23 protein-coding genes and 1 pseudogene are annotated in these 26583 nt (G+C 64.4%); 11 read left to right on the top strand and 13 right to left on the bottom strand.

Going from position 1 to position 26583, the window contains the following annotated elements:
- A partial coding sequence (locus C481_RS06085) for an orotate phosphoribosyltransferase (protein ID WP_006108260.1) occupies positions 1-390 on the bottom strand: 390 nt, incomplete at its 3' end.
- A 329-nt stretch (positions 391-719) separates the two neighbouring features.
- Between C481_RS06085 and C481_RS06080 the strand changes: the two genes are divergently transcribed.
- Positions 720-1754 (top strand): alpha/beta hydrolase, encoded by a 1035-nt coding sequence (locus tag C481_RS06080; RefSeq protein WP_006108259.1) that lies wholly within the window; start codon positions 720-722, stop codon positions 1752-1754.
- Positions 1755-1837: 83 nt separating this feature from the next.
- Complete coding sequence (locus C481_RS06075) at positions 1838-2302, top strand: response regulator (protein ID WP_006108257.1); 465 nt, start codon at positions 1838-1840, stop codon at positions 2300-2302.
- A 90-nt stretch (positions 2303-2392) separates the two neighbouring features.
- On the opposite strand, the gene C481_RS06070 is transcribed toward C481_RS06075, so the two are convergent.
- Entirely contained in the window at positions 2393-2938 is a 546-nt protein-coding gene (locus C481_RS06070; RefSeq protein WP_006108256.1) for a CDP-2,3-bis-(O-geranylgeranyl)-sn-glycerol synthase, read from the bottom strand.
- A gap of 232 nt (positions 2939-3170) precedes the next feature.
- Here C481_RS06070 and C481_RS06065 point away from each other — a divergent pair, with 232 nt between their 5' ends.
- A complete protein-coding gene (locus C481_RS06065) occupies positions 3171-4049 on the top strand; it encodes a proline dehydrogenase family protein (protein ID WP_006108254.1) in 879 nt (292 codons plus the stop codon).
- A 39-nt stretch (positions 4050-4088) separates the two neighbouring features.
- Positions 4089-4793: a DUF502 domain-containing protein gene (locus C481_RS06060; RefSeq protein ID WP_006108252.1), complete on the top strand. Its 705-nt coding sequence runs from the start codon at positions 4089-4091 to the stop codon at positions 4791-4793.
- A gap of 61 nt (positions 4794-4854) precedes the next feature.
- Here the strand turns inward: C481_RS06060 and C481_RS06055 are convergent, their stop codons facing one another.
- The 4 genes from C481_RS06055 to C481_RS06040 all read right to left on the bottom strand — a co-directional run bounded on the left by C481_RS06055 (position 4855) and on the right by C481_RS06040 (position 9851).
- Entirely contained in the window at positions 4855-5784 is a 930-nt protein-coding gene (locus C481_RS06055) for a branched-chain amino acid transaminase (protein ID WP_006108249.1), read from the bottom strand.
- A gap of 107 nt (positions 5785-5891) precedes the next feature.
- Positions 5892-7916, bottom strand: coding sequence for a copper resistance CopC/CopD family protein (locus C481_RS06050; RefSeq protein ID WP_006108248.1), 2025 nt, complete (start codon positions 7914-7916; stop codon positions 5892-5894).
- Complete coding sequence (locus C481_RS23190; protein ID WP_394295600.1) at positions 7913-8224, bottom strand: YncE family protein; 312 nt, start codon at positions 8222-8224, stop codon at positions 7913-7915. Before C481_RS23190 ends, C481_RS06050 begins: the two co-directional genes overlap by 4 nt.
- A gap of 1099 nt (positions 8225-9323) precedes the next feature.
- Entirely contained in the window at positions 9324-9851 is a 528-nt protein-coding gene (locus tag C481_RS06040; protein ID WP_049904463.1) for a winged helix-turn-helix transcriptional regulator, read from the bottom strand.
- A 172-nt stretch (positions 9852-10023) separates the two neighbouring features.
- Between C481_RS06040 and C481_RS06035 the strand changes: the two genes are divergently transcribed.
- Positions 10024-10407, top strand: a complete 384-nt coding sequence (locus C481_RS06035; protein ID WP_006108246.1) for a DUF7471 family protein — start codon at positions 10024-10026, stop codon at positions 10405-10407.
- Positions 10408-10460: 53 nt separating this feature from the next.
- Here the strand turns inward: C481_RS06035 and ribB are convergent, their stop codons facing one another.
- The 5 genes from ribB to C481_RS06010 form a co-directional block, all read right to left on the bottom strand.
- The gene (ribB, locus tag C481_RS06030) at positions 10461-11204 is read right to left on the bottom strand and encodes a 3,4-dihydroxy-2-butanone-4-phosphate synthase (protein WP_006108245.1); all 744 of its coding nucleotides are present in this window, start codon (positions 11202-11204) and stop codon (positions 10461-10463) included.
- Positions 11201-11908, bottom strand: coding sequence for a DUF120 domain-containing protein (locus C481_RS06025; protein ID WP_006108243.1), 708 nt, complete (start codon positions 11906-11908; stop codon positions 11201-11203). Before C481_RS06025 ends, ribB begins: the two co-directional genes overlap by 4 nt.
- 93 nt (positions 11909-12001) lie before the next feature.
- Entirely contained in the window at positions 12002-13066 is a 1065-nt protein-coding gene (gene twy1 / locus C481_RS06020) for a 4-demethylwyosine synthase TYW1 (protein WP_006108241.1), read from the bottom strand.
- A 49-nt stretch (positions 13067-13115) separates the two neighbouring features.
- Entirely contained in the window at positions 13116-13451 is a 336-nt protein-coding gene (locus C481_RS06015) for a hypothetical protein (RefSeq protein ID WP_006108240.1), read from the bottom strand.
- Between the two features lie 63 nt (positions 13452-13514).
- Positions 13515-14228, bottom strand: a complete 714-nt coding sequence (locus tag C481_RS06010; protein WP_006108239.1) for an HAD-IIB family hydrolase — start codon at positions 14226-14228, stop codon at positions 13515-13517.
- A 144-nt stretch (positions 14229-14372) separates the two neighbouring features.
- Between C481_RS06010 and C481_RS06005 the strand changes: the two genes are divergently transcribed.
- Positions 14373-14696: a DMT family transporter gene (locus C481_RS06005; protein WP_006108238.1), complete on the top strand. Its 324-nt coding sequence runs from the start codon at positions 14373-14375 to the stop codon at positions 14694-14696.
- Between the two features lie 328 nt (positions 14697-15024).
- Positions 15025-17673: a methyl-accepting chemotaxis protein gene (locus C481_RS06000; RefSeq protein ID WP_006108236.1), complete on the top strand. Its 2649-nt coding sequence runs from the start codon at positions 15025-15027 to the stop codon at positions 17671-17673.
- A gap of 252 nt (positions 17674-17925) precedes the next feature.
- Here the strand turns inward: C481_RS06000 and C481_RS05995 are convergent, their stop codons facing one another.
- Positions 17926-18993: a hypothetical protein gene (locus C481_RS05995; RefSeq protein WP_006108235.1), complete on the bottom strand. Its 1068-nt coding sequence runs from the start codon at positions 18991-18993 to the stop codon at positions 17926-17928.
- A 3-nt stretch (positions 18994-18996) separates the two neighbouring features.
- Positions 18997-20538 (bottom strand): glycerol kinase GlpK, encoded by a 1542-nt coding sequence (glpK, locus tag C481_RS05990; RefSeq protein WP_006108233.1) that lies wholly within the window; start codon positions 20536-20538, stop codon positions 18997-18999.
- Positions 20539-20840: 302 nt separating this feature from the next.
- Between glpK and glpA the strand changes: the two genes are divergently transcribed.
- From glpA to C481_RS22390, 4 genes and pseudogenes are all read left to right on the top strand, one after another.
- A complete protein-coding gene (gene glpA, locus C481_RS05985) occupies positions 20841-22517 on the top strand; it encodes an anaerobic glycerol-3-phosphate dehydrogenase subunit GlpA (RefSeq protein ID WP_006108232.1) in 1677 nt (558 codons plus the stop codon).
- A complete protein-coding gene (gene glpB / locus C481_RS05980; RefSeq protein WP_006108231.1) occupies positions 22518-23843 on the top strand; it encodes a glycerol-3-phosphate dehydrogenase subunit GlpB in 1326 nt (441 codons plus the stop codon).
- 108 nt (positions 23844-23951) lie between these two features.
- Positions 23952-25355 (top strand): annotated as a pseudogene (locus tag C481_RS22395) (anaerobic glycerol-3-phosphate dehydrogenase subunit C); the annotation flags it as partial.
- Positions 25356-25361: 6 nt separating this feature from the next.
- Positions 25362-26564 (top strand): Cdc6/Cdc18 family protein, encoded by a 1203-nt coding sequence (locus C481_RS22390; RefSeq protein WP_083860898.1) that lies wholly within the window; start codon positions 25362-25364, stop codon positions 26562-26564.
- Positions 26565-26583: the final 19 nt, after the last annotated feature.

Below are 26583 nucleotides of genomic sequence, written 5' to 3'. Positions count from 1 at the left end.
CAGCCCGCTCAGAGATGTGTATAAGAGACAGTCCTCGCCCTCGTCGAGTTCACCTTCGATGAGGTTCGCCGTGCCGTACTCCTTGCGCTGCTTGCGGGCGATGACGTAGGGGACGGAGGCGGCGACGCTCGTCGCGGCCGCGAGCGGGACGGCCCCGAGTGCGACGCCGGCGAGTTTGTCGTCCGGTGTGATCCGATCGGCGAAAGCCTCGGCGACGGCCGAGAGACAGTCGGGGTCGGTCTCGAAGCGATACTTATCGACGTAATAGTCGCTGGTGCCGCCGTGGGCGAGTTCGAAGTCGCCGAACTGGACGGCACCGGCCGCGCGGAGCGCCTCGATGAGCTCCTGCGTCCCCTGTGCATCCTGCGCGTCCTCCCGCTCGGTAGTCATTGCTCGTAGTGGCGAGGCGAACCGAAATAAGCGGTGTGGAACGCGACGACTCTGTCCCGACCCGGCTGATCCTGCGCTTCCGGCCAAATTCCGTTGTGTTCGGCTAAATCCCGTTTTACTCACTATCCACCCGCACAGTGGTCCATCCGACTCGCCGTGCGCGCAAACCTCGACCGGAGCGACAGTAGCCACTGCGAGTCACGATAGCCGGTGCTACAGTAGCCGCCGCACGTCACAGTACGCCCGATCACCCGACGGCTATGAATCGGTGTGAAACCCGTTGCAGTTGTCACTATACCTTTTTCATGCCGCGGCGAATATGTCAGTCGATGACAGCAGATAGGGCTGCCGAGCCGCATCCCGACGTACAGCGGTTCCTCGAACTGTACGACTCCCTCGAGACACCCTCGTTCGACGAGGTGCCGGTCGAACGGGCCCGCGCGATGCTCGAAGAACTCCGAGCGGGCGAGCCGGCTATCGAACTCGAATCGGTGACCGATCGAACGGTCGACGGACCGAACGGAGAAATCCCGATCCGGATCTACGAACCGGGAGCGGGAGGGGACCACCAGCGAGGGCGGAAACAGGACGGAGAACGAGAGCAAGAGGGAAAGCAAAAACAAAAACACCAACGACCCCTCATCCTCTACTTCCACGGCGGCGGCTGGGTCGTCGGCAGCGTCGACAGCCACGACAACACCTGCCGCAAACTCGCGGCCGACTCCGGCTACCCCGTCGTCAGCGTCGACTACCGGCTCGCACCCGAACACCCGTTTCCCGCCGGACTGCAGGATTGCTATGCCGCGCTCGAGTGGGCCGCCGAGAGCGCACCTGAACTCGATGCGGACCCGGACCGGATCGTTCTCGCGGGCGACAGTGCCGGCGGCAACCTGGCAGCGGGAACGGCGCTACTCGCGCGCGACCAGGGTGGGCCGGCCGTCGCGTACCAACTCCTGATCTACCCGGCGACGGGCGATGCCACCGAGACCGATTCGTACGAGGAAAACCGCGAGGGATACTTCCTGACCGCCGATGAGATGGCCTGGTTCCGCGACCACTACTTCGAGCGCCCCCTCGATCAGGGCAACGTCTACGCTGTGCCACGGCGAGCGACCGACCTCTCCGGTCTCCCGCCCGCGACGATTATCACCGCCGGATTCGATCCCCTTCGTGACGACGGCGAAGCGTACGCAACCCGGCTCGAGGGGGCTGGCGTCCCCGTCACCCACTACAATTACGACGATCTGATCCACGGCTTCTTCGGAATGATCACCGAACCAGTGGCCATCGAACGCGCTCACGAAGCCTACGACGACGCCATGGACGATCTTCGGTCAGCACTGGACACGAACGATACCGTGTGAGATGGATACGCGAGGCAAGTACATACCAAGTATATTGGTACGCAAGTTTATCCAGCTACCGTACGTTACTCTCTCTGTCTACTATGAGCCACCAGACCTCCCGTGAACCAATCGAGATCCTGCTCGTCGAGGACAATCCCGGCGACGTGCGACTCGCACAGGAGGCGTTTCGGACGGTCGATGTCGAGACACGCTTTCACACCGTCTCCGACGGTGACGAAGCCCTGACCGTCCTCCAGGAGCGGTTCGCGTCGGAAGCGTCAGTCCACGTCGACCTCGTCCTTCTCGATCTGAATCTCCCGCGGGTGAGCGGCTTCGAAGTGCTCGAGACCATACGGAACGATCCCGAACTCGCGTCACTGCCGATCCTCGTCCTGACGAGTTCAAAGGCGAGCGAGGACGTGGCGCGAAGCTACGATCTGTGCGCCAACGCGTATCTTACCAAGCCGAGCGGACCGGACGAGTTCGCCTCGTTGGGAGCGGCCGTCGAGTCGTTCTGGATGGACGAGGCGATGTTACCGCCCGCTCCATCGGAAGCACCGTCGTAGACGGGGACAGAGCGGGGCGAGCAACAGCGGGTAGTACGGTGAGTCCCAGAGGGGGTACCGGTCCCCGACAGGAGTTCAGGGTTGTTCGTACTACCAGGGTTCGTTCTTCAGGCCGAGTTTGTACGCGATCATATTCGTCGTGACGTGGAGAACCGGCGTCAGAACGACGATGACGAGGATGACCGCCGGCGAGAACCACTCGCGGAACCAGTCGGGGGCGAGTAGTGCCGTCAGCGGGAGCGAGACGACGACGAAGTCGAGTTGGTCGAGTCCGGGGAACATCGCACCGCGCCGGCGGCCGGTTCGACGTTTGAGGAAGGACGCGAGGATGTCACCGAGCATCGCTCCGGCAGCGAGTCCGACCGCGGCGAGGGGGGCGAATTCGGGGACTGCAAAGCCGAGTACGTCGCTTACGTTCTCGGCCAGAACCGTCAAAACGCCGGCGAGGACGAGCCCGGCGGCGATTCCAGCGGCCGTTCCGCGCCAGGTCTTGCCGTCGCCGAGCAGGCGGGAGTCGCCCATCGTTCGCCCCCCATCGATCGGCCGACCGCCACCGCCGAGCACCGCTGCATTGTTCGGCACGTACGCCGGTATCATCGCCCAGAACGCGATTACGACTGTCTCGAGTACTGCCATATTCGCCGAGAAGTGTCCGGACGCCTTAACCGGCAGTGATTCGGGTCGCCACCCACTGTGAAGTGGTCTCACGGACGTTGCTATCTCACGGGAGTACTCACGAACGGCTGCTAACTGGCGAGACTTGCCGTCACTACCGTCCGTGCGATGGTCGACCGAGATCGCGAGGGGCGCGAACTCATTTCACATTTCGAACAGTAACGTCTTATGACAGGCTATCGACTGCTATCGTATGATCCCGCCAATCGCACGCCGGTTCGTCGCGGGGGAGTCTCCTGCTGAGGCACTCGATCACGTCCGCCGGGCCAATCGACGAAACGTCAAGGTAATCGTCAACCTTCTCGGCGAACACTACGACGACCGTGATACGGTCCGCAACGACGCCGCTGAGTACCGCTCGCTCGTCGCCGACATCGCCGCCTCGGACCTCGATGCCTGCATCTCGGTCAAACCCTCACAGCTCGGCCTCGATCTCGGCGAGGATGTCTTCCGCGAAGAACTCGAGACTATCGTCGGAACCGCAGCCGACCGCGGCATCTTCGTCTGGATCGACATGGAAGACCACACGACGACCGACGCCACCCTGGACGCACACGAGGAGTTCGCACGGAAATACAGCGACGGCGAGCGATCCGCATCGGACCTCGGCTCCGGCGGCACCGGTGGCGTCGGCGTCTGCGTCCAGGCCAACCTCAAGCGAACGCGAGAGGATGTGAAACGGCTTGCGGGCGTGCCCGGCAAAGTCCGCTTCGTCAAAGGAGCCTACGACGAACCCGCCGACATCGCCTACACCGACAGCGACCGAGTCAACACGGAGTACGAAGCCCTCCTCGAGTTCGCCTTCGAGCACTTCGACGGCGGCATCGCGGTCGGGAGCCACGACCCGGCGATGATCGAGCGCGCGATCGACCTCCACGAGGAGTACGGCACCGACTTCGAGTTCCAGATGCTCAGGGGCGTTCGCGAGGACGCACAGTACGAACTCGCACGGGAGTACGACATGTGGCAGTACGCTCCTTACGGCAGCCGCTGGAAGTCCTACTTCTATCGACGCGTGATGGAACGAAAGGAAAATCTCTGGTTCGCGCTCCGAGCGGTCATCGGTCGATAAAGGGAAGGGCTCATTAGCCCCTAGTGAGACTGTCACGATATGGCTTCGTGGAAGCGGGACTTTGCGAGCGGGCTGATCGTCCTCGGCCCCATCCTCATTACGCTCTACGTCATCTACTGGCTCTACGGCCTCGTCGCCGGCGTTACTCCCGGCATCATCCTCGGAGAAGAGGCCCTCATACCGCTGATCCCGGGCGAGGCTGACCAGGCCGTCCAGACTCGCGAACAGCTCGCACAGTTCCTTCGCGTCATCGTCACGCTGACCGTCTTCATCGTTCTCACCTTCTCGGTCGGCTACCTCATGCGCACGACCATCGGCGGCCTCGTCGAACGCCTCGTCGACAACGTCGCCAATCGCGTCCCCGTCATGCGCGTCGTCTACAACGCCTCGAAGATGGCCGCCGAAACCGCCTTCGGCGAACAAGAATCGCTGCAAAAACCGGTCAAAATCGAGGTCTGGGACGGCCTCCGCATGACTGCCTTCAAAACCGGCAAGGTAACCGAAGACGGCAGGGAGATCCTCTTTCTCCCGACATCGCCGAACATTACGACCGGCTACGTCGTCGAAGTCCATCCCGAACGCATCACCGAACTCAACGAGGACGTCGAAGACGCACTCACCCGCGTGCTGAGCGCCGGGTTTGGCGACGCGGACAGAACTCGCGGGATGGACGCCGGCGTCCCGATCGATGTCGTTGACGAGAGCAACGCGAATCCGACGCGACCGAGTGACGACGACGATTGACCGGCTTCTGGTGTTGGAGAAGTAGACCCCGTTTCGATACTGCAGCGACGACCGAACGTCCTCAGACGTACTCGAACCAGTCGTCGTACTCGTCCGTCCGTCGTTCGACGACCTCGAAGAATCGGGACTGAACGTCTTCGGTGACGGGGCCGCGGGAGCCGTCGCCGATCGTGACGTTATCGACCTTCCGAATCGGCGTGACCTCGGCCGCAGAGCCGGTGAAGAAGAGTTCATCCGCCGTGTTGAGTTCGCCGCGCGAAATCGAGACGTTGTCGTGGACCGTATAGCCCAGATCTTCGGCGAGCGTGATCACCGTATCGCGGGTGATGCCGTCGAGGATCGACTCCGAGAGGCCGGGCGTGTAGAGTTCGCCGTCGCGCACGAGGAAGACGTTCTCGCCGGGGCCTTCGGCGACGTTGCCTTCCTTGTTCAGGACGAGCGCTTCCGCGTAGCCGTTTCGGCGGGCTTCCTCGCCGGCGAGGAGGCTGTTGACGTACAGGCCCGTCGTTTTGGCGTTCGTCGGCACCTGGCTCGAGGCGTGTTTGCGCCACGAGGAGATCATCACGTCGATGCCGTTCTGCAGGGCGTCCTCGCCGAGGTACGCACCCCACGGCCAGGCGGCGATCGCCGTTCGCGTCGGGCAGTCCTCGGGGCTCACGCCGAGCGAGTTGTAGCCGTAGAAGGCGACCGGTCGGATGTAACACGAGGAGAGATCCTGGCGCTGAATGAGTTCGAGCGTGGCCTCGGTGAGTTCAGCGGCCGAGTAGTCGATATCCATCTCGTAGGGCTGTGCCGAGTCGTAAAACCGCTCCAGGTGTTCCTCCCAGCGGAAGAGCGCGGGGCCCCGTTCCGTCTCGTAACAGCGCGCGCCCTCGAAGATCCCGCTCCCGTAGTGGAGGCCGTGCGTGAGTACGTGGACCTGCGCGTCGTCCCAGTCGACGAACTCGCCGTCCATCCATATCGTGTCGACGTCCATCTCGTCGAATCCCATGGTGGTGTGTGTTGCAAGCCACCGTACTAAGTGTTCGCGGTTTCCGTGGCGGGATCGGTGACCGAGACGATGTCGGCGAGCCGAATCCGCGGTGCTCCGCGGAGCCGTTAGACCCGGTCGCGGAACCGCGTCGCTTCGACGGCGACGGCAACGGAGCCGACGACCGCAATCGCCACAGCGCCGAACTGGAGGAACAACGACAACGGCGATCCGGCGGCTCCGCCGTCGTGGTCGGCGTGCGCGCCGTCCGTCTCGACAGTCTCAACGCGCACGTGGTACGTCTCGCTGACGAACTCGTCGTTCGGGCTCCCGGTAAGCCGAACCTCCCAGTCGCCCTCGACGGGAAGCGTCTGTACCGTCGCGTAGGTCCCGTCCGCGGTCTCCTCGAGTGCAACGTTGATCGTCCGGTCCCCCTCCGTCGCAGTCGCGAGCAGGCGCACCGGGCCGTCCGAGTCGATCCGCGCACCGCCGGCCGTCGCTGAACTCGCGAAGGCGACGTCGAAGACGATGGGGTCGCCGGGCCGGACGACCAGTTGCCGACCGTTCGAACGGTCCGAATCGCCGGTTTCGCCGGCGGTCGCAGTAGCGCCGTCAGCCGCCGGACCGGCCCGCAGTTCCAGAGCGATATCGTCCGTCACCTCGCGTTCGATCGTCGCCAGTTCCGAGTCGCCGGCTCCGTCACCGACGACCGCAGCAGTCGGGGCCGACGTCAACAGTCCGGAGATGAGGAGGACCGCCACGAGAACGGCAACCTCGAAGCGAACGGCGCGGACGAACGTGGCGACGGTAGCGGTATCAGTACCGGTATCGGCGGCAGTAGCCGCTGCACTGAACTCTCGGCTCGAGTTCTCCGCGAGCCGGGAGAGGAGGACGAATCGGGTGAGACCGCCGAGCCCGAGCGCGAGCAGGACGAGGAGGGACTTCGCGGAGAGTGAGAGTCCGTAGAGGGAATCCGCGAGTGCGGCGAGCGACGGGACGTGCCAACTCGCGAGGACGAGTCCGGTCGCGCCGGCGAGCGTCACGCCGACGAGTGCGAGCAGGGAGTAACGCCGGATCACCCTGGCAGCAAGGTTGCTTCTGTCGGCTGGCTTCGCCTCGCGAAGCGCGGCTGGCACGACGAGTGCGAGGACGACGAGTCCGCCGACCCAGAGGCCGGCACCGACGAGGTGAGCGATGTCGACGGCGGCTCCCTGAAGCCGATCGATGGCGGTGGCCGAGTGGCTCGTCCAACCGACGGTCGCACCGACGAAGGCGGCCCCGACTGCGGTGCCGGCGAGCCACCCTCGACGGGGGAGCCGTCCGGTTATCCCGCCGACAAGAATCGCCCCGAGAAGTGCGGTCAACCCGACCTGAACGAGCCACTCACGGCCGAGCGGTGTGGCCAGGAACTGGCCCATCGTCTCGAAGGAGAGCGACCCGATCGAAGTCGCCCGCACCAGTCCAAGCGCGAGTACAGAGCCGAACAGAACAGCGCCGGTTAGAGCGAAACACTGGCCGAGTCGTCGGTCGACTGTCCGGAGCGACCGAGCCGACGGCTCGACTCGTGAAACGGCTGGATAGACGGCGACGACGGCCGTAATCGGTCCTCCGATGAGACCGACGAGTGCGACCAGCAACAGTCCTTTCGCACCGGCAGCGACCGGCGAAACCTCCTCATCCGGTCCCTCGTCCTCGTGGGCCGCAAGTACCGCATCGCGGTCGAGCGGGTCGTCGCCGACGCTGAAAACGAACGAGCCGCTGACCGTATGGCCGTCGTCGGCGAGAATCTCCCACTCGACGCTGTACAGCCCCTCGGCGTCGTCCTCGTCGGCCGAACTCTCGATCGGCACGCGGACGAGTTGGGAGTCATCGGCGTCGATTTCGGCGGCACCGCTTACGTCTGCGCCGTCGGGACCGGTGACGGTAGCGTCGGCGACCTGCACGCCGTCGCCCGAGAAGGAGAGGGTTATCTCGTCGGGAACGGAATCGATCCGTTCGCCGTTGGCCGGATTTGAATCGCTCAAATAGGCGTGCGCCGCGACCGGCGTCGCGAAACTCGTCAGTACGAAGGCCGCAACAGCCAGCGCGACGAATCTCCAAGCCGGCCGCAGACGGGACCGCCGGTCACACTCGAGCGATTCGTCGGCGCTCATTCTGACTCGGGAACGTACTGGACGGCGCCGACACCCTCCTCGACGGGGACGTGTTCGATCAGTTCACGAGCAGCCATATCGATCACCGCGACGGTTCCGTCGGCATCCGCGGGCGTGAAGAAATATCCGTCGCCCGAGACGGCCGATCGGTGGAGGCTGTGGGCATCCGCCGGTTGTTCGATGCTCCCGGCGTCGATTCGACCGACGACTGAGAGGTCGTCGATGTCGATGACGGCTGCCTCGGGCGTCGTCGTGTTCGCGGTGAAGCCGTACAGCGTGTCATCGTCGTCGGCCTCGTAGTACTCCATGGCGTCCGGCCCGCCCTCGACCGTGACGGACCCGATCTCGTCGGTAGTCTCGCTCGTCGCGTCGAGAAGGCGAATCTCGTCCTCGCCGATGTTGCCCAGTCGCTCCTCGTCCGGCGTGAGATACAGGCCGCCGCTGAACTCGAGTNATCTCGTCCTCGCCGATGTTGCCCAGTCGCTCCTCGTCCGGCGTGAGATACAGGCCGCCGCTGAACTCGAGTTCGTCGACGACCTCGTTCGTCTCGGTGTCGACCACGGCGGTCGTGCCGACGCCGCCGGAGCGTTCGAAGTAGGCGAGCCCGGTTTGCGGACTGTACGCCTTGTAGTGGGTGCCGCCCTCGTCGCCGAACTCGATGGAGTCGACGCGTTCGTAGGCGTCCATGTCGATGACGTGTGCCGCCGCGTCGTTGACGTTCGTCGCGTAGCCCGTCGAGCCGAAGTCCTCGTGGTAGAGGAGTTTGCCGTGTCCTTCTCCATCGAGGCCGGCCTCGACGGTTTCGACCACTTCATGGTCCGACGTATCGATGACGTAGAACGTCCCCTCGTCGTCGGAGTGGGCCCACATCTCCTCGTCGTTCGGATGGTACATGTGGGTGCCGCCGGGTCCGATCGCAACCTCGGCGGCGATTTCGCGGGATGCGGTGTCGATGACGAGGACCTGCGAGAGGGAGTCTTCGATGACGAAGAGGTAGTTCCCGTCGTTCGTCAGCACGGCATCGCCGTAGGTGTAGCCATCGACACCGTCCGTGAGTTCGTCGACGACTTCGCCCTCGGATGGGTCGATGAGTGCGATTGTTTCCGAACCGAAGGCGTATGCGAGTCCGGTACTGCCGTCCTCGGCCGAGCCGTTCTCGTCGTTGGTGTCGCCGTTTTCCGCCGAATCGTCCTCGTCCCCGTCGCCGCCGAGACAACCGGCGAGACCGATCACGAAACTGCCACTTAGTCCCTGTACGAGTCGCCGTCGATCGATGGATGCGTCCATGGCCGACCGTGGCCTTCTGTATTATTCGTAGTTATGGTCCGTATATCGAAATAGTGGTACGTTTGTCGAACGAAGCCATCAATACAGACACATGAACGGGGGTGTACGGTAGCGTCGACGTTATCGCGATTCGGGCGGTTCTTCGAGCAGTCCGTCGACGAGTCGAGTGAACCGGTCGACGAAGCGGTCCGGAACCGACGGTTCGACCGTCGACAGGAGTCTGCCCGTCGACTCCGGGTTTGCGAGCACGAGCGTCACGCGATTGCGTTCGTCGTAGGATTTCTCGACGATTGCGTGTTCGACGAGGCGGTCGAGATGGTACTCAAGCGTGCTCCTGGCGATACCGAGGGAGTCGGCAACGGCAACCGGGGAAGCTGGTTCGTGTTCGATCAAATAGACGACGACTTCGCGAGCCGTTTCCCGACGGAACAGCGCCAGCATCGCCCGCTCACGCTCGTCGTACTCCAACGGATAGTAGTGGGTCCGACCGTAGAACTCACACCGAACGAGTTCGTCCTGGTCCAGGAGTCGCCGGACGTGGTACTGGATCTGTCCCGGCGCGAAGTCGGACGTTCTGACGAGTTCGTTGAAGTGAATACCGGCGTTGTTCTGCACGTGCGTTCTGATTCGGCGTCGCGTATCACTCATAGTGGCTAATGGCTGTAGCGGTCCTGCGTGTACGTCTCTGCTAGCGATCGTGATAACGGGTTGCGATCGTTCCCGACGGACGGGAACGGCCCGAGTTGCGAGCGGCGAGCTCCGAGTCGACGATCGCACCGAAGCACATACGTGACTCACCATCCGACATAGAGCCGCGCCGATGGACTACACGACCCCGTTCGATATCGGGTGGGTAGATCCCGAGTTCGCACCCGTGTTGCTCGCCATGATCTGCCTTGCGGTCGTCGGAACGACAGCGTTGCTCGGTGTCGGACTCGTCGCCTATCTGCAGCGCCGATCGAGTCGGTATCTGTTGATCACGGTCGTCCTCGGATTGCTCGTCGGGCGGTCGATCATCGGACTCGGGACGGTGTTCGGGCTGGTTCCGATGACGATTCACCACCTCGTCGGTCACGGGGTTGATTTCTCTATTGCAGCCCTCGTTCTGTACATCGTGTACCGAAGCAGAAGTGCGTCGAGAAACAGATACGCCGGGTCCGAGGGCGGTGATGACGGTATCGAGGGCGAGCACGTAAAGGAGTGAGTGCGTGGTCGGCCACGACCGGTCACTCGGGACCGATGCGGGCGAGAGGACCGCTACGCGAGCTGGTTGAGAACCGTCTGCCCCTCGACATAGATGAAGTCGTTGTCATCAGCGTAGACGCGGGCGTCGGCCGGCGTGCGCGCCTGCCCGGTCTCGTCGTCTAACATCTCGCAGACGACGACAGCGGGCGGCAGGTCGGCCGCGGTCGCGAGCGCGAGGCCGAGTTCAGTGTGGCCCTCGCGCTGTGCCAGTAGATCCGGGGCACCCTTGAGCAGGTGGACGTGGCCCGGGACGCGGAACGCCGACGCAAAGTCGGTCGTAGCGGGGGTGGCAGCGGCCTCACCGAGTGCGCGGATGGTCTGCGAGCGGTCCGCATCGGTGATGCCGGTGTAGGTGTCGCGGTGGTTGACGGTTAGCGAAAACGACGACCGCTCGTCGTAGCCGAGGTCGTGGTCCCCGGTCGCGGGGTGGTCGACGGCCTCGCCGTAGAACGGAAGGTCGAACGCCTCGGCGATGTCGTGGCCGAGCGCGACGCAGACGAGGCCTCCGGCGTCGTTGCGCATCCGAGCGACAGCGTCCGGTGTGACGGCGTCTGCGTGGTAGATGAGATCCGTTTCCCCCTCGCGGTCGGCCGCGTCGTGGACGAGGATCGGTTCGCCCGCGCGGAGCGCCCGCAGGGCGGGGTCGATCGACTCCCGTTCTGAACTCGATCCGGGTGCCGCCTCCGTGCTGGTTTCCGTTCCCTCGTCCGTGTTCGGGTCCGTGTCCGGGTGTGCGCCGGCCTGCTGACCCGTCATTGGCGATCACCCACGATGACCGTCACGCGGTCGGCGTCCTCTAGCTCGAGTTCTTCGCGGAGCTTGTCGGGAGCGATGACCTCGAGTTGGTCCTCGTCGTGGTGGGTTCGCTCGGGGGCGATGGTGTGGGCGGTCTCGTACCGTCGACCGTCCGCCGTTTCGATCGTCGCCGAGTAACAGACCGCGGGGCCGTAGGTGCGGTCGTCGTCCTCCCAGCCGTCGATATGGACGGGATCGAGCGAGGAGAGTGCGCTGCGGCGTCGGACGCTGTCGTCTCGGAGGTCGACGTTTAACGTGCCCGGGAACGGCTCGTATCCGAGGCGGTCCTCGAACTGGCGGTTGTAGCCGGGCAGGGAGATGTAGTGGCGACCTTCGCCCATCCCACTGGTCACCGTCCCCTCGAGTTCGACTTCCGAGTCGGTCTCGAAGATCCGTCGGTAGTCCTCGTACTCGGCGTGGAGCGCGTGTTCGCCGGCGTCGGTGATCCCGACCCATTGCCCGTCACTGACGGTGTCGCGCTGGAGGAGGGCGGCGCTTTCGAGGCGCTGGAGGCGGCGCGAGGCGGTCTGGTTCGACGCGTCGAGCCGGTCGGCGAGATGAGAACAGGAAATTTTGACATCGCCTTCGAGCCCGCCCTCGAGGGCGAGCAATTTGAGGACGGCGAGTTCGTCGTGGCCGACGGCGGACTCCGCTGTCGTTGACATGGCTGACGCTTTGTCGTCACCGGTCAAAAGCGTATCGAATGTGGAACGCGTAACAGAACTGCTATGGCATTGTCGAGCGTTTATCGAGTCCGGTCAGTCGCCCGTTCCGGTCACCGGATCGCGCGCCCAGAACTCGCTTCCCTTCTTCAATTTCGGCACCCACGTGTCGCTCGTCTTCGAGAGCAGCGCGACGCGCGAGGAGGGCACGCCCTTGCACTCGCTGAACGCGGGCAGGTACGATTTGACGGCGTCGGCGAACTCGAGGACGCCCTCGTGGTCGGGCATCGACGAGCGGTCCAGTCGCCCCTGGGAGTGGCCGACGTGCATGTACGCCTTGAGTTCGATGAAATCGGGGTCGGCCTGCTGGTAGAAGCCGGCGTACCAGTCGGGATGGTGCATGTTCTCGCCTTTGACGAGCGTCGTCCGGAGGACCGTACGGGTCTCGTCTTTGCCCCGAAGGACGGCCATCGTCTCGAGGAGGCGGTCCCAGGCGTCGTCGTCGACGGCTTTGACGACCCGGTCGAACGTGTGACGCTCGGGGGCGTCGACGCTGACGTACAGTTGCGTGGGATCACACTCCCGGAGGACCTCGGGCCGGGTGCCGTTCGAGACGAGGAAGGTGGTGATGTCCCGGTCGTGGAAGGCTTCGAGCAGTTCCGGCAGGTACGGATAGAGGGTGGGTTCGCCGTCGAGCGAGATGGCGACGTGGCGGGGCTCCATCGCTTCGTCGAAAACCTCGCGCGGGACCTCGTCGTTGCCGCCGAATCCGGACAGGAGCTTCTTCTGCAACTCGATCGAGGCGTCGACGACGGCCTCGGGATCGTCCCACTCGACCTCGTCCATCTCGTAGGCGTGCCCCTGGTGGTCGCGCCAGCAGAAGACGCAGCGCTCGTTGCACTTGACGACCGGCGTCATCTGGATGCAGCGGTGGGACTCGATGCCGTAGTAGATGTTCTTGTAGCACCGACCGTCCCCGCGCAGGGCGTTCGCCGTCCAGCCGCAGGTCTGGGCGGCGGTGTGGTTCTCGCTGTGATAGTTCGGGCTCGAGACCTGTGCCGGCCCGCCGCCGGGGTCGCCGTCGTCCCGGTCTCGCTCCCGACCCTGGTCCGGGTCGGCGTCGGCTCCCACCTCGACGCCGGCGTCGGCGGAATCGCTCATGTTTCCATCGCTTGGACAGGGGCCACCAAAAGGCGTGTGGTGTCGTTCGTTACTTGGTCTGCGAATCGACCGATTCTTCCGAACGGCTCGTCGCGGGCGCGTGTGGAAGCTGCCCTGGCTCCGCCGGTTCGTCGTCCTCGTTCGCGATTCCGCGTTCGAAGGTGTACAACACTATGCCGGTGTTGGCCGTCATGATCACGCCGGGCATGGGAGCCGGCGCGAACAGATACAGCCACACACCGACGGCGAACGGTGCCGCCGCGATCACCCCCCAGAGCCGCGACCGCGGGACCTCGTTGCGAGCGGCATCCCGAGAGACGTACACGAAGAGCGCGAGCGTCCCGACGACCCCACCGAGCGCGGTCACCACCTCGGCTGCGTCCATACGTGAGCCTTCGACGGGACACGCAAAAGCGTTCTGCGTAGCGCCCGCCGGCGATCGCCGCCGTTACCGAACTCGTTCGAGCACTGAAAGGGTCCCGTCGGCGTGGGCCGCCTCGAGCACCTCGTCGGCCGCCGCCCGCGCCTCCTCGTCCGCGTTCGAAACCGCGAAGCTCCGTCCGACGACCTCGAACGTCGAGACGTCGTTGATCGAATCGCCGACCGCGACGCAGTCGGCGAGGTCGATGCCGACGTGCTCGGCGATCACCTCGACGCCGTCGCCCTTGTTCGGCGCGGCGTCCTTGACGTGGTAGGCGTACCCCGTATCGATCACCTCGAGTTCGGCGTCGGCGGCGAACGCTTCGAGCGGGTCGAGTGGTTGGTCGCGGCTGACGGCGATTTCGGTCTCGCGCCAGCGGTTGATCGTGTCGCCGTCGCCCCAGCCGAGGTCGTAGCCGGCGGCGCGGTACTGCTCGGCGACGGTTTGGGGGGCGTCGCGGTCGGCGGTAAAGAGCGCGTCCTCTCCGGTGTAGACGACGCCGCCGTTTTCGGCGACGACGAGTTCGGGAATACCGATGAAGTGACAGAGTGCGATGGGGTAGGGAAAGGCCTTCCCGGTGGCGAGGATGACGGGGGCGTCCCACTCGCGGAGGGGATCGAAGATGCGGGGGTCGATGCCCCAGCCCTCGGGGCGCGTGAGGGTGCCGTCGATGTCGAGGACGAGCGGTGGTGGGGAGGGTGAAGACGGCGATGATGGGGGTGTGGATGTCGATGGGGGCATACACGCAGATGGCAGCGCGGGACCTAAAAACGTCGGGGCAAGCGGGGATAGCCGCCGGATTTCGAGGGCCGGGACGACGGATCGAGTGTGGCGGAGAGCGGCAAACGAAACCTATAGTCCGGCCGGGAAACGAGATGGACGGACATGTCGTGGTATATCCTGTTCGTCGCTGGCGTATTCGAGATCGCTTGGGCGATCGGACTCCAGTACTCCGACGGATTCTCGAAGCCGCTCCCCACGGCGGGTACCGTCGTCGCACTCGCCATCAGTATGATCCTCCTCGCACGGGCGGTAACGGAGCTCCCGATCGGGACGGCATACGCGGTCTGGACGGGGATCGGAGCCGTCGGGACCGCCACGCTCGGGATCGTTCTCTTTGACGAACCGATGACGCTTGCTCGGGTCGGCTTCATCAGCGTTATCGTCGTCGGAATCGTCGGGCTCCACCTCGTTTCCGGCGGTCACTGACCGGCGAAGAGACGCGCAGTGGCAGTCGATTAGCAACCGCCGTTACTGCTGGTTACTGCTAGAGACTGGTTGGGACCCTCGATCGATCGAAACTCGCCGTCGCCATCAAGAATGAACGAGTTCGTTTGACTGAGATCCAATATATATCGGAGTTTTGAATATCTTGCACAATTTTCCCAGAAGACATATTCATCCAGACAACTTGTTCGTTATACTATTCGAAAATGACTTGTCTGGCAATAAGAACTAAGAACGCTGCTCGGCGTTAGCAGCTATGGTGTGGAAGGGACGGCAACTGGTACCGTCAATCATCAGACGAAAGTATGCGTTGAAGTTCGGCGTCGTCTTTCTCGTCCTCGGGCTCTCGATCGGCGGGCTCGGCTTCGCTGCGACGACGTTACTCACGGATAACGTGGAAGCATCCGCTCTCGAAGAGCGACAGAACGCGGCCTACCAAGAAGGGACGGCCATGGAAACCTGGCTCGAACAGAACCGAAACGTCGTTCAGGCCGCTTCCGACGCTCCGGTCGTCGACACGAACGATCCGGAGGCGATTCGATCCTATCTCGAAGAAACGTACTACGACATGCCCGAATCGCGGATGAACGGCCTCTACGTCAACACGACGACCGGCGAGGTCGTCACCGGGGTCGGCGGCGACGCCGATTCCCTCGAGACGCTCGCCTTCCCGGACGCCGATGAACTCGATTCGGATCTCTCGACGGATACGGTCGCGCAGACGGACCCGTACTCGATGCCGGACCAACTCGGCCTGTCCGCCGACTCGCATCCGGTCGTCTCCTACTACATCGGCGTCAACAATGGCGAGCACGCGCTCGTATTCACGTTTGGATTGACGGACCGATCGACCGGGATGATCACCACTGCGGACTCGGATACCGTCATGACGATCCTCGACGAACAGGGGCGGATCGTCAACGACGACGCCTACATGGGCAACGGCGACGGCGAGAACGCGACGTTCCTCACGACGTACGAGGACCAAAGCGGGGTGCTCGAAACGGTTCAGTCGGAAAACCGCGGGTCGCTCCTGGTCAACGAGCCCCCCGGAGAAACGCTTCGGAGCGCCCCCTATAACTTCGATCCGGACGGCTACGTCGTCGGCTATTACACGACCGCCAGCGACTGGACCGTCCTCGTCCACACGACCGAAGCGGAGGCGCTCGGCTTCGCCCACAGCGCGACCCAGTTCGGACTGTTGATCACCTTCGTCGGCGTCGCACTGATCGGCGTCTTCGGCGTCGTGCTCGGGCGCACCACCGCTCGATCGCTCAGCGACCTGTCCGACCGCGCGGCCGCGATCAGGGACGGCGAGTTCGATACGACCGTCGAATCGGATCGCATCGACGAGATCGGGACCCTCTACGAGTCGATCGACGACATGCGCCTTTCGCTCGTCGACCAGATCGAGGAGTCCGATCAGGCCCGCGCACGGGCAGAACAGGCCCGCGAAGACTCGGAGCAAGCCAGAGCGCAGGCAGACGCGGCGCGAAAAGAAGCCGAGGAAGCAAAAGAGCGCGCCGAACGCGCCCGTCGGGACGCCCAGGAGATGACCGACCACCTGGAACGAACGGCGACCGAGTACTGCGACGTCATGCGCGACTGCGCCGGCGGCGATCTGACGCGGCGACTCGACCCCGATACCGAGAGCGATCCGATGGCCGAAATCGCCACGACGTTCAACGAGATGTTAGACGACATCGAGCGCACCGTCGCCACCGTCTCCGCGTTCGCAACCGACGTATCCGACGCGAGCGACGACGTGCAGGCCCGCGCGGCTGAACTCGAGGCGTCAAGCGAGACCGTCAGCGACTCCGTCCAGCAGATCACCGGCTACGCGGATCGACAGAACGAGCGCATGGAAACCATCTCCGGCGAAGTCCAAGGCATCTCCGCGAACATCGAGGAAATCGCCGCAACCGCCGACAGCCTCGCAGAAACCTCCCAACACGCGGCCGAACGCGCAAACGACGGCCGCGAGGCGGCGGGCGACGTGGTCGACGAGATGGAGGACATCGAGCACCGAACCGAATCCACACTCCGGGCGATTCGTGAACTCGACGACTCGATGGCTGAAATCGACGAGATCATCGACGTCATCACCGATATCGCGGACCAGACCAACATCCTCGCGCTCAACGCCTCGATCGAGGCGGCCCACGCTAACAACGGCGACGGCAACGGCGGCCGAAACGGTAACGGGTTCGCCGTCGTCGCAAACGAAGTGAAACAACTCGCGGAGGAAACCAAAGACTCCGCCGCCGAGATCAACCAGCTCATCGACACCGTTCAGTCCCAGACCAACGACACCGTCGCGGAGATGGAAGCCATGCGCGAACACGTCGCCGACGGCACCGAAACCGTCGAACAATCCGCCGCCGCTTTCCGCGAAATCGAAGCCGAAGTAACCGAGGCCGACCACGGCGTCCAAGAAATCAGCGACGCCACCGACGGCATCGCCAACTCGACGCAAGAACTCGTCACGATGGTCGACGACGTGACCGAGATCAGCACCGAAACGGCGAGCGAAGCCAGCGCCGTCGCCGGAGCCGTCGAGGAGCAAACCGCAGCGATTACGACGGTGAGTCAGAACGCCGACGCCCTCTCGGAGCAATCCGTGACCCTCCAGGAATCGGTTGCAGCGTTCACGACCGATCGAGAGGCGACCCGCGCGGCGAACGCGGACGACCACGAAACGACCGAAGCGACAGAATTGCAATACGTCGACGAACGCAAGGCAGACGACGCGAGTTCAGCGCCGAAGGCGGATTCGGAGACCGGCGACGAAACCGACGCGGCGAACGCGCGTGATGGCGTCGAAGCGGCAGGTGAGACCCCGCCCGCGATAGCGGACCCCGACGCTACGTCCGACGATCCCGTTGGCGAGGACTGGGCCGCGGACGATGAGGAGACCGCCTCTGGCGACGTCGCCGACGAAACCGGGACGGACCGCTGAGGTGACCGCTCCGGGTCAGTTCTGAACTCGGGTCGGCTGTCCGAGTCGGAGAGTTCGAAGCGAAGCACAACTCGTTGTATTCTGTAGCAGCGGACGATCGGGACGGCCCCGAAGGCGAACGCCGTAGCCGTTCGCGAGGTGCGTGGCGCTGACAGAGGGAACTGAATGTGGCGCGGCTGTGGCGGTGGAGAAACGGCCGTCATCGGTGTCGACGGCTGAAAAGCGCCAGTTCGAGGGAGAGGAGAGTTTCAGTCAGAGGTAGCCTGCGTTCGGGAGGAGGCCGGCCAGATAGAGCACGCCGATCACGAGCATGAACGCGGCGATGGCCATCGCCGGCGGGTCGACGTGCGTCCCGGAATGGGAGTAGAACACGCGCTGAGACAGTTCGCCGATGAGGGCGCTGATCACGCCGAACGCACCGGCGACGAGCAGCACGATCGGGTCGCTCCCGACGGCCGACGCCGCGATTACCGCGCCCGTCGATCCTAACAGCGTGATGTGGTGCGTGACGGGAATCTTCTCGACCCCGAGGTTGAGAAACAGCAGGCTCATCGCCGAAATCGCATAGCCCATGAAGATGCTCCCGGTCTCGAGCCAGATGAACCCGCCGAGGACGCCACCGATGAGGCCGATGGTGGTGACGCCGGACCACTCGTACTGGTGGGCCAGCCAGGGTTCGGTCGCCAGCCGGTTAGTCGTCGTTCCCCCGTCGGCCGCCATCCGCTTCTCCTCGCGCTCGAACGGCGACATATCGAGGATGTTCGAGCCGCCGACCTTGCCGACCAGCGGGTAGCCGAACGCGAGCCGCGCGAGGAAGGCCGTCGCCACGACCGAGAGCGCGATATTGTCGGTGGGAAAGCCGATCCCGTTCATCACCTGGGTGATGAGCATTCCGAACGCGCCGAAGATCGCGCCGACCGCGAGGATGTCGGGTTTGGTTCCGAACGCATACAGGATGTCCTTGCCGAAGTGGTAGTCCCAGCCGCCGGGTTTCATCTCGGGGTACTTCCGGCCGGCGTAGGCCGTCGCGGCGACGCCGCCGGCGAAGGCGATGTGGGGACCGGTGACCGCGCCGAAGCCGATCACGTCGGTGATCCCGGTCGCGATATCGCCCGCTGCGATTCCCTCGAGACCGCCGACTTCCCCTTCGAGGACGGCGATCCCCTCGCCAAGGAAGACGACGAATCCCGTGAAGACGAACGAGGGCAGCGCGCCGAGTGCCGCGCCGAACGCGCCGCCGGCGAGGGCGGCGATCAGCAGGACGACGAACGCCTCGGCTTCCATGCCGACGACCGGAAGCTGGAGCACCGTTCCGTACATGGATTACTCCTCACCGTCCCGCGCCCAGTCGCGCGAGCGTTCGACCGCGTCGAGCCAGCGGTTGTATCGCGCATCCGCCGTCTCGGCGTCCATCGTCGTCTCGAAGGTTCGATCGATCTGCCAGTTGTCGCGCAGGCTGTCGGTGTCGTCCCAGTAATCGACGGCGAGGCCGGCCGCGTAGGCCGAGCCAAGGGCCGTCGTTTCGTCGACGACCGGGCGGGCGATTTCCGAGCCGATGATGTCGGACTGGAGCTGGCAGAGGTAGTTGTTCTTGACCGCACCGCCGTCGACTTTGAGACTCGTCATCTCGATACCGGAGTCGGCCTCCATGGCCTCCGCAACGTCGCGGGTCTGGTAGGCGATCGATTCGAGCGTCGCGCGGACGACGTGTGCCTTGCGGGTGCCGCGGGTCATCCCGACGATGGTTCCGCGTGCGCGTTGGTCCCAGTGAGGCGCACCGAGGCCCGTAAAGGCCGGGACGACGTAGACGCCGTCCGTCGAGTCGACGCTGCGGGCGAGTTCAGCCGTCTCGGAAGGATCGTCGATCAGCGACAGATCCTCGAGCCACTCGATGGCCGCGCCGGTGACGAAAATCGAGCCTTCCAGCGCGTACTGGACGGGTTCGCCGGAGCGCTGGAAGCCGATCGTCGTGAGCAGGCCGTGATCGGAGGCGACGGCCTCGTTGCCGGTGTTCATCAGGAAGAACGAGCCCGTCCCGTAGGTATTCTTGGCGTCGCCGGCGTCGAAACAGGTCTGGCCGAACAGGGCCGCCTGCTGGTCGCCGAGTGCGCCCGCGATGGGAATCTCGGCTTCGAGGAAGCCTTCGGGGTCGGTGGTGCCGTAGGTTTCGTCGTCACTGGAGGGACGGACCTCGGGCAGCATCGTTTCGGGAATCGAGAACTCTTCTAGGAGGTCGTCGTCCCACTCGAGGTCGTGGATGTTGTACAACATCGTCCGCGAGGCGTTCGTGACCTCGGTAATGTGGTTGCCGGTGAGGTTGTAGATCAGCCAGCTATCGATGGTTCCAAAGAGCACGTCGCCCGCTTGCGCGCGATCGCGGATGTCGGCAGGGCGGGCGCGCTCCATCTTGATCGGATCGGCCTCGTCGAGGAGCCACTCGGCTTTGGTCGCCGAGAAGTAGGCGTCCGGCTCGAGGCCGGTCTTCTCGCGGATGGTTTCGACCGCATCGTTCTCTTCGAGTTCTTCGACGCGTTCGGTAGTGCGGCGGTCCTGCCAGACGATGGCGTTGTGAACGGGTCGGCCGGAGTCGGCGTCCCAGAGCACGGTGGTTTCGCGCTGGTTAGTGACGCCGATGGCCTCCAACTGTTCGGGCGCGATGCCGGCCTGGCCGAGCGCCTGCGTAATGACGGTTTTCGTGTTTTCCCAGATCTCTATCGGGTCGTGTTCGACCCAGCCGGGTTCCGGATAGATCTGTTCGTGCGTTTCGTATGCATTTGCGACGACCTGGCCACCGTGATCGAAGACGATAAAGCGGGTCCCGGTCGTTCCCTGGTCGACTGCGCCGACGTACGTAGTATCTGTCACTGTAGTCACCCCGATGTCTCACGCACCGAATTTACTGTCGGTCACGCGTTACTGGTAAACAGTCTCGACGATCATTATAAATGTTACCGAATTCGCGATCGGACGATTATCAGAAAGACGGAACGAATAGTCGTGGATTAAGATAATACCGATCGAGATGACGTTTCAACCACCATAAAGCCATATAAGCGACTGTGGGTGATATTAGATGTCAACAATTCACACGGCCACTGTTTCTTATGGGTGGTCGGGAAGCGTCGATAAAATAAAGGTCGCGGCGACCGAGGTACTCGAACGAAGGGATGGCACACGATACGACGGTCCTCGTCCTCGGGGGTGGCTCGACCGGCTGTGGTATCGCCCGCGACCTGGCGATACGCGGCGTCGACGTAACTCTCGTCGAACGAGGCAATCTGACCGGCGGAACGACCGGCCGCATGCACGGACTCTTGCACAGCGGCGGGCGCTACGCCGTCTCCGATCAGGCGAGCGCGACGGAGTGCATCGAAGAGAACGAGATACTCCGGGATATCGCGAGCCACTGCGTCGAAGAGACCGGCGGTCTGTTCGTCCAGCGACCCGAGGATTCGGACGAGTACTTCCGGGAGAAACTCGCGGGCTGTCGCGACTGCGGAATCCCCGCGACGGTCCTCTCGGGGCGCGAAGCCCGCGAGATCGAACCGTATCTCGCCGAGGACGTGGCGCGCGCGATTCGGGTACCCGACGGCGCGGTCGATCCGTTCCGCCTCTGCGTCGCGAACGCCCTCGACGCCGAGCGCCACGGCGCGCGCGTCGAAACCCACGCCGAAGTCATCGACCTCCTGCGCGAGGGCGACGACATCTACGGCGTCGAGGTCCGCCACGACTCCGGACCCGGCAAGCGAACGCACGCGACGCCCGGCACGACCGAGGAAATCACCGCCGAGTACGTCGTCAACGCGACGGGCGCGTGGGCCGGCCGGATCGGCGCGATGGCTGACCTCGATGTCGCGGTCCGGCCCTCCAAGGGCGTCATGACCATCATGAACGTCCGCCAGGTCGACACCGTCATCAACCGCTGCCGGCCGAAAGGCGACGCCGACATCATCGTCCCCCACGAGACGACCGCCATTCTCGGCACGACCGACGAGGAGGTCGACGACCCCGACGACTACCCCGAAGAACAGTGGGAAGTCGATCAGATGATCGACACCCTCTCCGAACTCGTTCCCATCATCGAGGACGCCCGGACGATCCGCTCGTTCTGGGGCGTCCGCCCGCTGTACGAACCGCCCGGAACCGGCACCCAGGACCCGACTGACATCACGCGGGACTTCTTCCTGCTCGATCACGCCGAGCGCGACGGCGTGGGCGGCATGTCGAGCATCGTCGGCGGCAAGTTCACCACCTACCGCGCGATGGCAGAAGAAATCGCCGATCACGTCTGCGCGAAACTCGGCGTCGACGCCCGGTGTGTCACCGCCGAGGAACCGCTGCCCGGCAGCGAAGACATCGCGGTGCTCGAGGAAGGCATGGACTCGTTCGGCCTGCGCTCGCCGATCGCCCGCCGGAGCAAACAACGCCTCGGCAGTCGCGCGCCGGACGTGCTCGAGACGAACGAAAACGAGGCCAATCCCGTCATCTGTCAGTGTGAGGGCGTCACGCGCGCCGAGATTCAGGATGCGGTCGAGCAGTCCGGCTCCGACCTGAACGCGGTTCGCATCCGCACCCGCGCCTCCATGGGCAACTGCCAGGGCGGCTTTTGTTGTCAGAACATGGCGAACGAACTCCACCCGCGGTACGACGAGGAGACGGTCCGCGACGCGCTCGACGAACTCTTTCAGGAGCGCTGGAAGGGCCAACGCCACGCGCTGTGGGGCGAACAGCTCTCGCAGGCGATGTTGAACTACGCGCTCCACGCGACGACGATGAACCGAGACAACGATCCCGCAAACGCACCGGCGCAGGTCGACTATGCACAGTTCGACGGGGGCGCGTAAATGGCGATCACCGACGACGTGCTGGTGATCGGCGGCGGACTCGCGGGCGCGACGGCCGCGCTCGCAGCCGCCGAAACGGCACCCGACGCCCGCGTTCGCCTCGTCACCGCCAAACAGAGCACGCTCCGGCACGCGAGCGGATTGATCGACGTGCTCGGCTATGCGCCGGACAGCGAAGGACAAGGGCAAGAACAAGAGCAGGGACAGGGACAAACACCCATCGTCGACCCCTTCGCCGAACTCGACACCCTCCCCACCGGCCATCCCTACGAACGCGTCGGCGGCGAGGCCGTCCGCGACGCGCTCGAGTTCTTCGACGACATCGCCGGCGATGCCTACGCCGGCGGGCACACCGACAAAAACGCGCTCGTCCCGACCCACGGCGGCACGGTCAAACCGACCGCGCGCTATCCGACCGCGACGGCCGACGGACTGGCGAGCGACGACCGCGACGCGCTCCTCGTCGGCTTCGAGACGCTGCCCGACTTCGAGGCACCCCTTGCGGCAGCGCACCTGGAAGCCGCGGGCGCGCCCTTCGACGCGCGCGGTGTGACGCTCTCGTTCCCCGGCATCGTTCGCGACGACGCCAAGGTAACGCGGTACGCACACCTCCTGGATCGGAACGAGCAAGTCGCGGCGGCGGGTGAGGACGAAATCGGCGCGCGCGAGGCGCTCGCCGCAGCCGTCGAATCGCATCTCGAGGGCGAACCGCGCGTCGGGTTCCCCGCAATCGTGGGCGACGACCGACCAGCCGCGGTTCGAGAATCGCTCGCCGACGCGCTCGGCGTCGATATTTTCGAAGTCCCAATGGGACCGCCGAGCCTCCCCGGCCTCCGATTGGAGGACCTTCTGTACGCTGCACTCGAGGACGCGGGCGTCCGCATGACCTCGGGCGTGCCGGTCGTCGACTACGAGACAGGCAACGATGCGATCGACCACGTCGTCGTCGACCGCAACGGGGCCGAAATTCCCCACGAGGCCGCCCAGTACGTTCTCGCGACGGGCGGCCTGGTCGGAAAGGGAATCGAATCCGGTCGCGAGCGAGTATCCGAACCGCTCTTCGACTGTCACGTCCCCCATGCAAGCGACCGCTACGACTGGTTCGTCGACGACGTCTTCGGCGAACAGCCCTACGCGCGCTTCGGTCTAGCCCCCGATCGTGAACTCCGGCCGCTCGATGCGAACGACGACCCCGAGTTCAGGAATCTGCGCGCGGCGGGTGCCGTGTTGGGCGGCTACGACTACGCGGCCGAAAAATCCGGTGCCGGCGTCTCGCTCGCGACGGGCTACGTCGCCGGAACGCGCGCGGGGGAGGAGAGCGAGTGAGAATGAAAGTGATCGCGACAAGCGTCTCGACCGGTGTCGGGACGACCCAGCACACGAGTACGAGTTCGACGGGGAAACGCGGCGATTTTAATCGAGGCAGCTACCGCTATGAGTGAAGCAGAGCAACCGATCGACGACGGCGTATCGAGCGACCAATCGAGCGGCGACGCGGACGACGAGTTCGAGCCGGTCCAGGTATTTCCCGAATCCGAGGAGATGGACCTCCGGCCGGGCGCGGACAACTGTTACAAGTGCTCGACCTGCGACACGAACTGTCCCGTCGCCGAAGTCGATGACGAGTTCCCCGGCCCGAAGTTTCAGGGGCCGGAGCAGTGGCGGCTCAAGCGCCAGGACGACCACGACATCGACGAGTCGGTGATGAAGTGTTCGAACTGCATGCGCTGTGATAGTTCCTGTCCCTCGGACGTGCCGCTGTCGCAGATGCACAACACCGCCCGAGCCGAGTACGTCGAAGAGAACATGAGCAAGTTCTCGCGGGAATACATCCGCAATCGGATGCTCGCGAACTACAGGCGGCTCGCCCCCCTGGCGTCGATGTTCCCCCGTACGGCGAACTTCGTGATGGGGCTCTCGGTGACGAAGTGGCTCGGCGAGAAAACGCTCGGCGTCACGAGCGAACGCGACTTCCCCGAGTTCGCGACGGAGACGTTCCTAGAGTGGTGGACAAAGCGAGGTGGCAACGCGACCTCGAAAAAGCGAGCGCAGGAAGCGCGAGCAGCGCGCGGCGGTGCGCACGTGGAAACCGAAGACGAGGACGAGGACGAGGACAAGCGCATCGCATACTTCCACGGCTGCTACTCGAACTACAACACGCCGGAAGTCGCGAAGGCGCTCGTACGCGTCTACGAACACTTTGGCTACGAGATCATGGTCCCCGACCAGTCCTGTTCGGGCACCCCGATGTTCGCAAACGGCATGCTCGACGACGCCAGCCGCGCCGCCGAAACCAACGTCCGCGAACTCGCGGCGGCCATCGAGGACGGCGCTGACATCATCGCCTCGTGTAGCTCCTGCTCGATGTCCATCCGCCAGGAGTACCCCGAACTGTTCGACTTCGAGGACACCGACACCGTCGCCGAACACACCTGGGACGCCGTCGAGTACCTGCGCGTCCACGAAGACCTGGAAGCTGAACTCGAAGGCACCTCGGTCGGGGACGAGTTCGACGAGTTCGCGTACCACGCACCGTGTCATTCACGTAACCAGGGGCTCGATGGACAGACGATCGAAGTGATGGACGCGATTGATGGTATCGAAGCGCACGATGTTGGGGACTCCTGTTCCGGAATCTCCGGGACCTACGGCTGGAAGGAAGAGAACTACGAGACGTCGATGAAGATCGGCGAAGACATGTTCGAGCACATGGCGGCCGCCGAGGCCGAAACCGGTCTGACGGAGTGTCCGACCTGCTCGATGCAGATGGAACACGGTACCGGCTACGATATCAGACACACGCTCGAAGTACTCGAGGCGGCGCTCGTCGGGAGTTCCTCNCTGATGAACTTACAAGAGCGCATCGCTCGCCGACGATCAGCACGCCAGGATCGCTCGATCATCGTCGATCGCGACCACCTGAGCCCCGTCGTTCATCGGCAAGAGCCGGTCGGCCGGGGTCCCGTTCTCGAGCAGCTACTCGATACCCTCGAACCGGCCTTCGACGGCGAACTCCCCTCGCCGGTCGCAGTCGTCGGGCCAGCCGGCGCCGGCACGTCGGCGGTCGTCACTGCGCTCTTCGGTGCGCTCAACGACCGCCTCGGCGAATCGAGTCGCTCGATCGCCACCACCACGCGCGCCGGGAGCACCGGTCCCGTCACCTGGTTCGTCTACGTCGACGGCCGCCGCGTCGAAAGCGCCTTCGCGTTCTACCAGGCCGTCCTCTCGGTCATCTCCACCGAACCCGTTCCCGAGAGCGGTATCGGGACCGACGACCTCGGGGAGCGCCTGACCACCCACCTCACACGCCACGACCGGCGCGCCGTCGTCGCCATCGACCACCACGACGAACCCGAAACCCTGTGCTACGACCGCGTCTGTGAACTGCTCGCCCCCGTCAGCGATAGCGTCTCGACCATCGCCGTCGGCCAGACCGAACCCGGCGACTGGGACGCCGACGCCGGTTCCACCATCACCATCCCCGCCTATCGCCACCACGAACTCGTCGACGTCATCACCGACCGCGCCTCAACCGGCCTCGCCCCGGGCGTCCTCGATCACGAATCCGTTCGTGAACTCGCCGTCTGGGCCGACGGCAACGCCCACGACGCACTCGCCGCCCTATTCAGTGCTGCAGTCCTTGCCAGTACCACGGGCGCAGACCACGTCGAAGACGGCCATCTCGAGCAGGCACAGACAGCCGTCCCCTCCCACGGCGTCCACGTCGACCGTACCCTCGCACTCTCCGAAACCCGACAACAGGTCCTCGCCCACCTCGTTGACGTCGACCGCGACGGCCGTCCTATCCGCGAAATCGCGGGTGACATCGCCGATCGATCGACGCTTACCAACGGCACCGTCAAGCGCTTCCTCTATGAACTCGCCGACCGCGGTGTCATTGAACGCGTCCCCCTCCCGACAACCGGCAGCGGCCGCCGCCCGAGTTCAGTCGAACCGCGATTTCCACCGCTCGTGTTTCGAACGCTCAGTTCGGCTTCGACCGACACTGACTCAGATACGGACGGGGCGAACGGAGAGAACTCATAGTACGGTGTGAGGGCCACAG

Origin of the sequence: Natrialba asiatica DSM 12278 (assembly GCF_000337555.1) — an archaeon.
Taxonomy (GTDB): domain Archaea; phylum Halobacteriota; class Halobacteria; order Halobacteriales; family Natrialbaceae; genus Natrialba; species Natrialba asiatica.
Note: the sequence above shows the minus strand (reverse complement) of the source record. Positions and strands in the feature narration are given on the sequence as shown.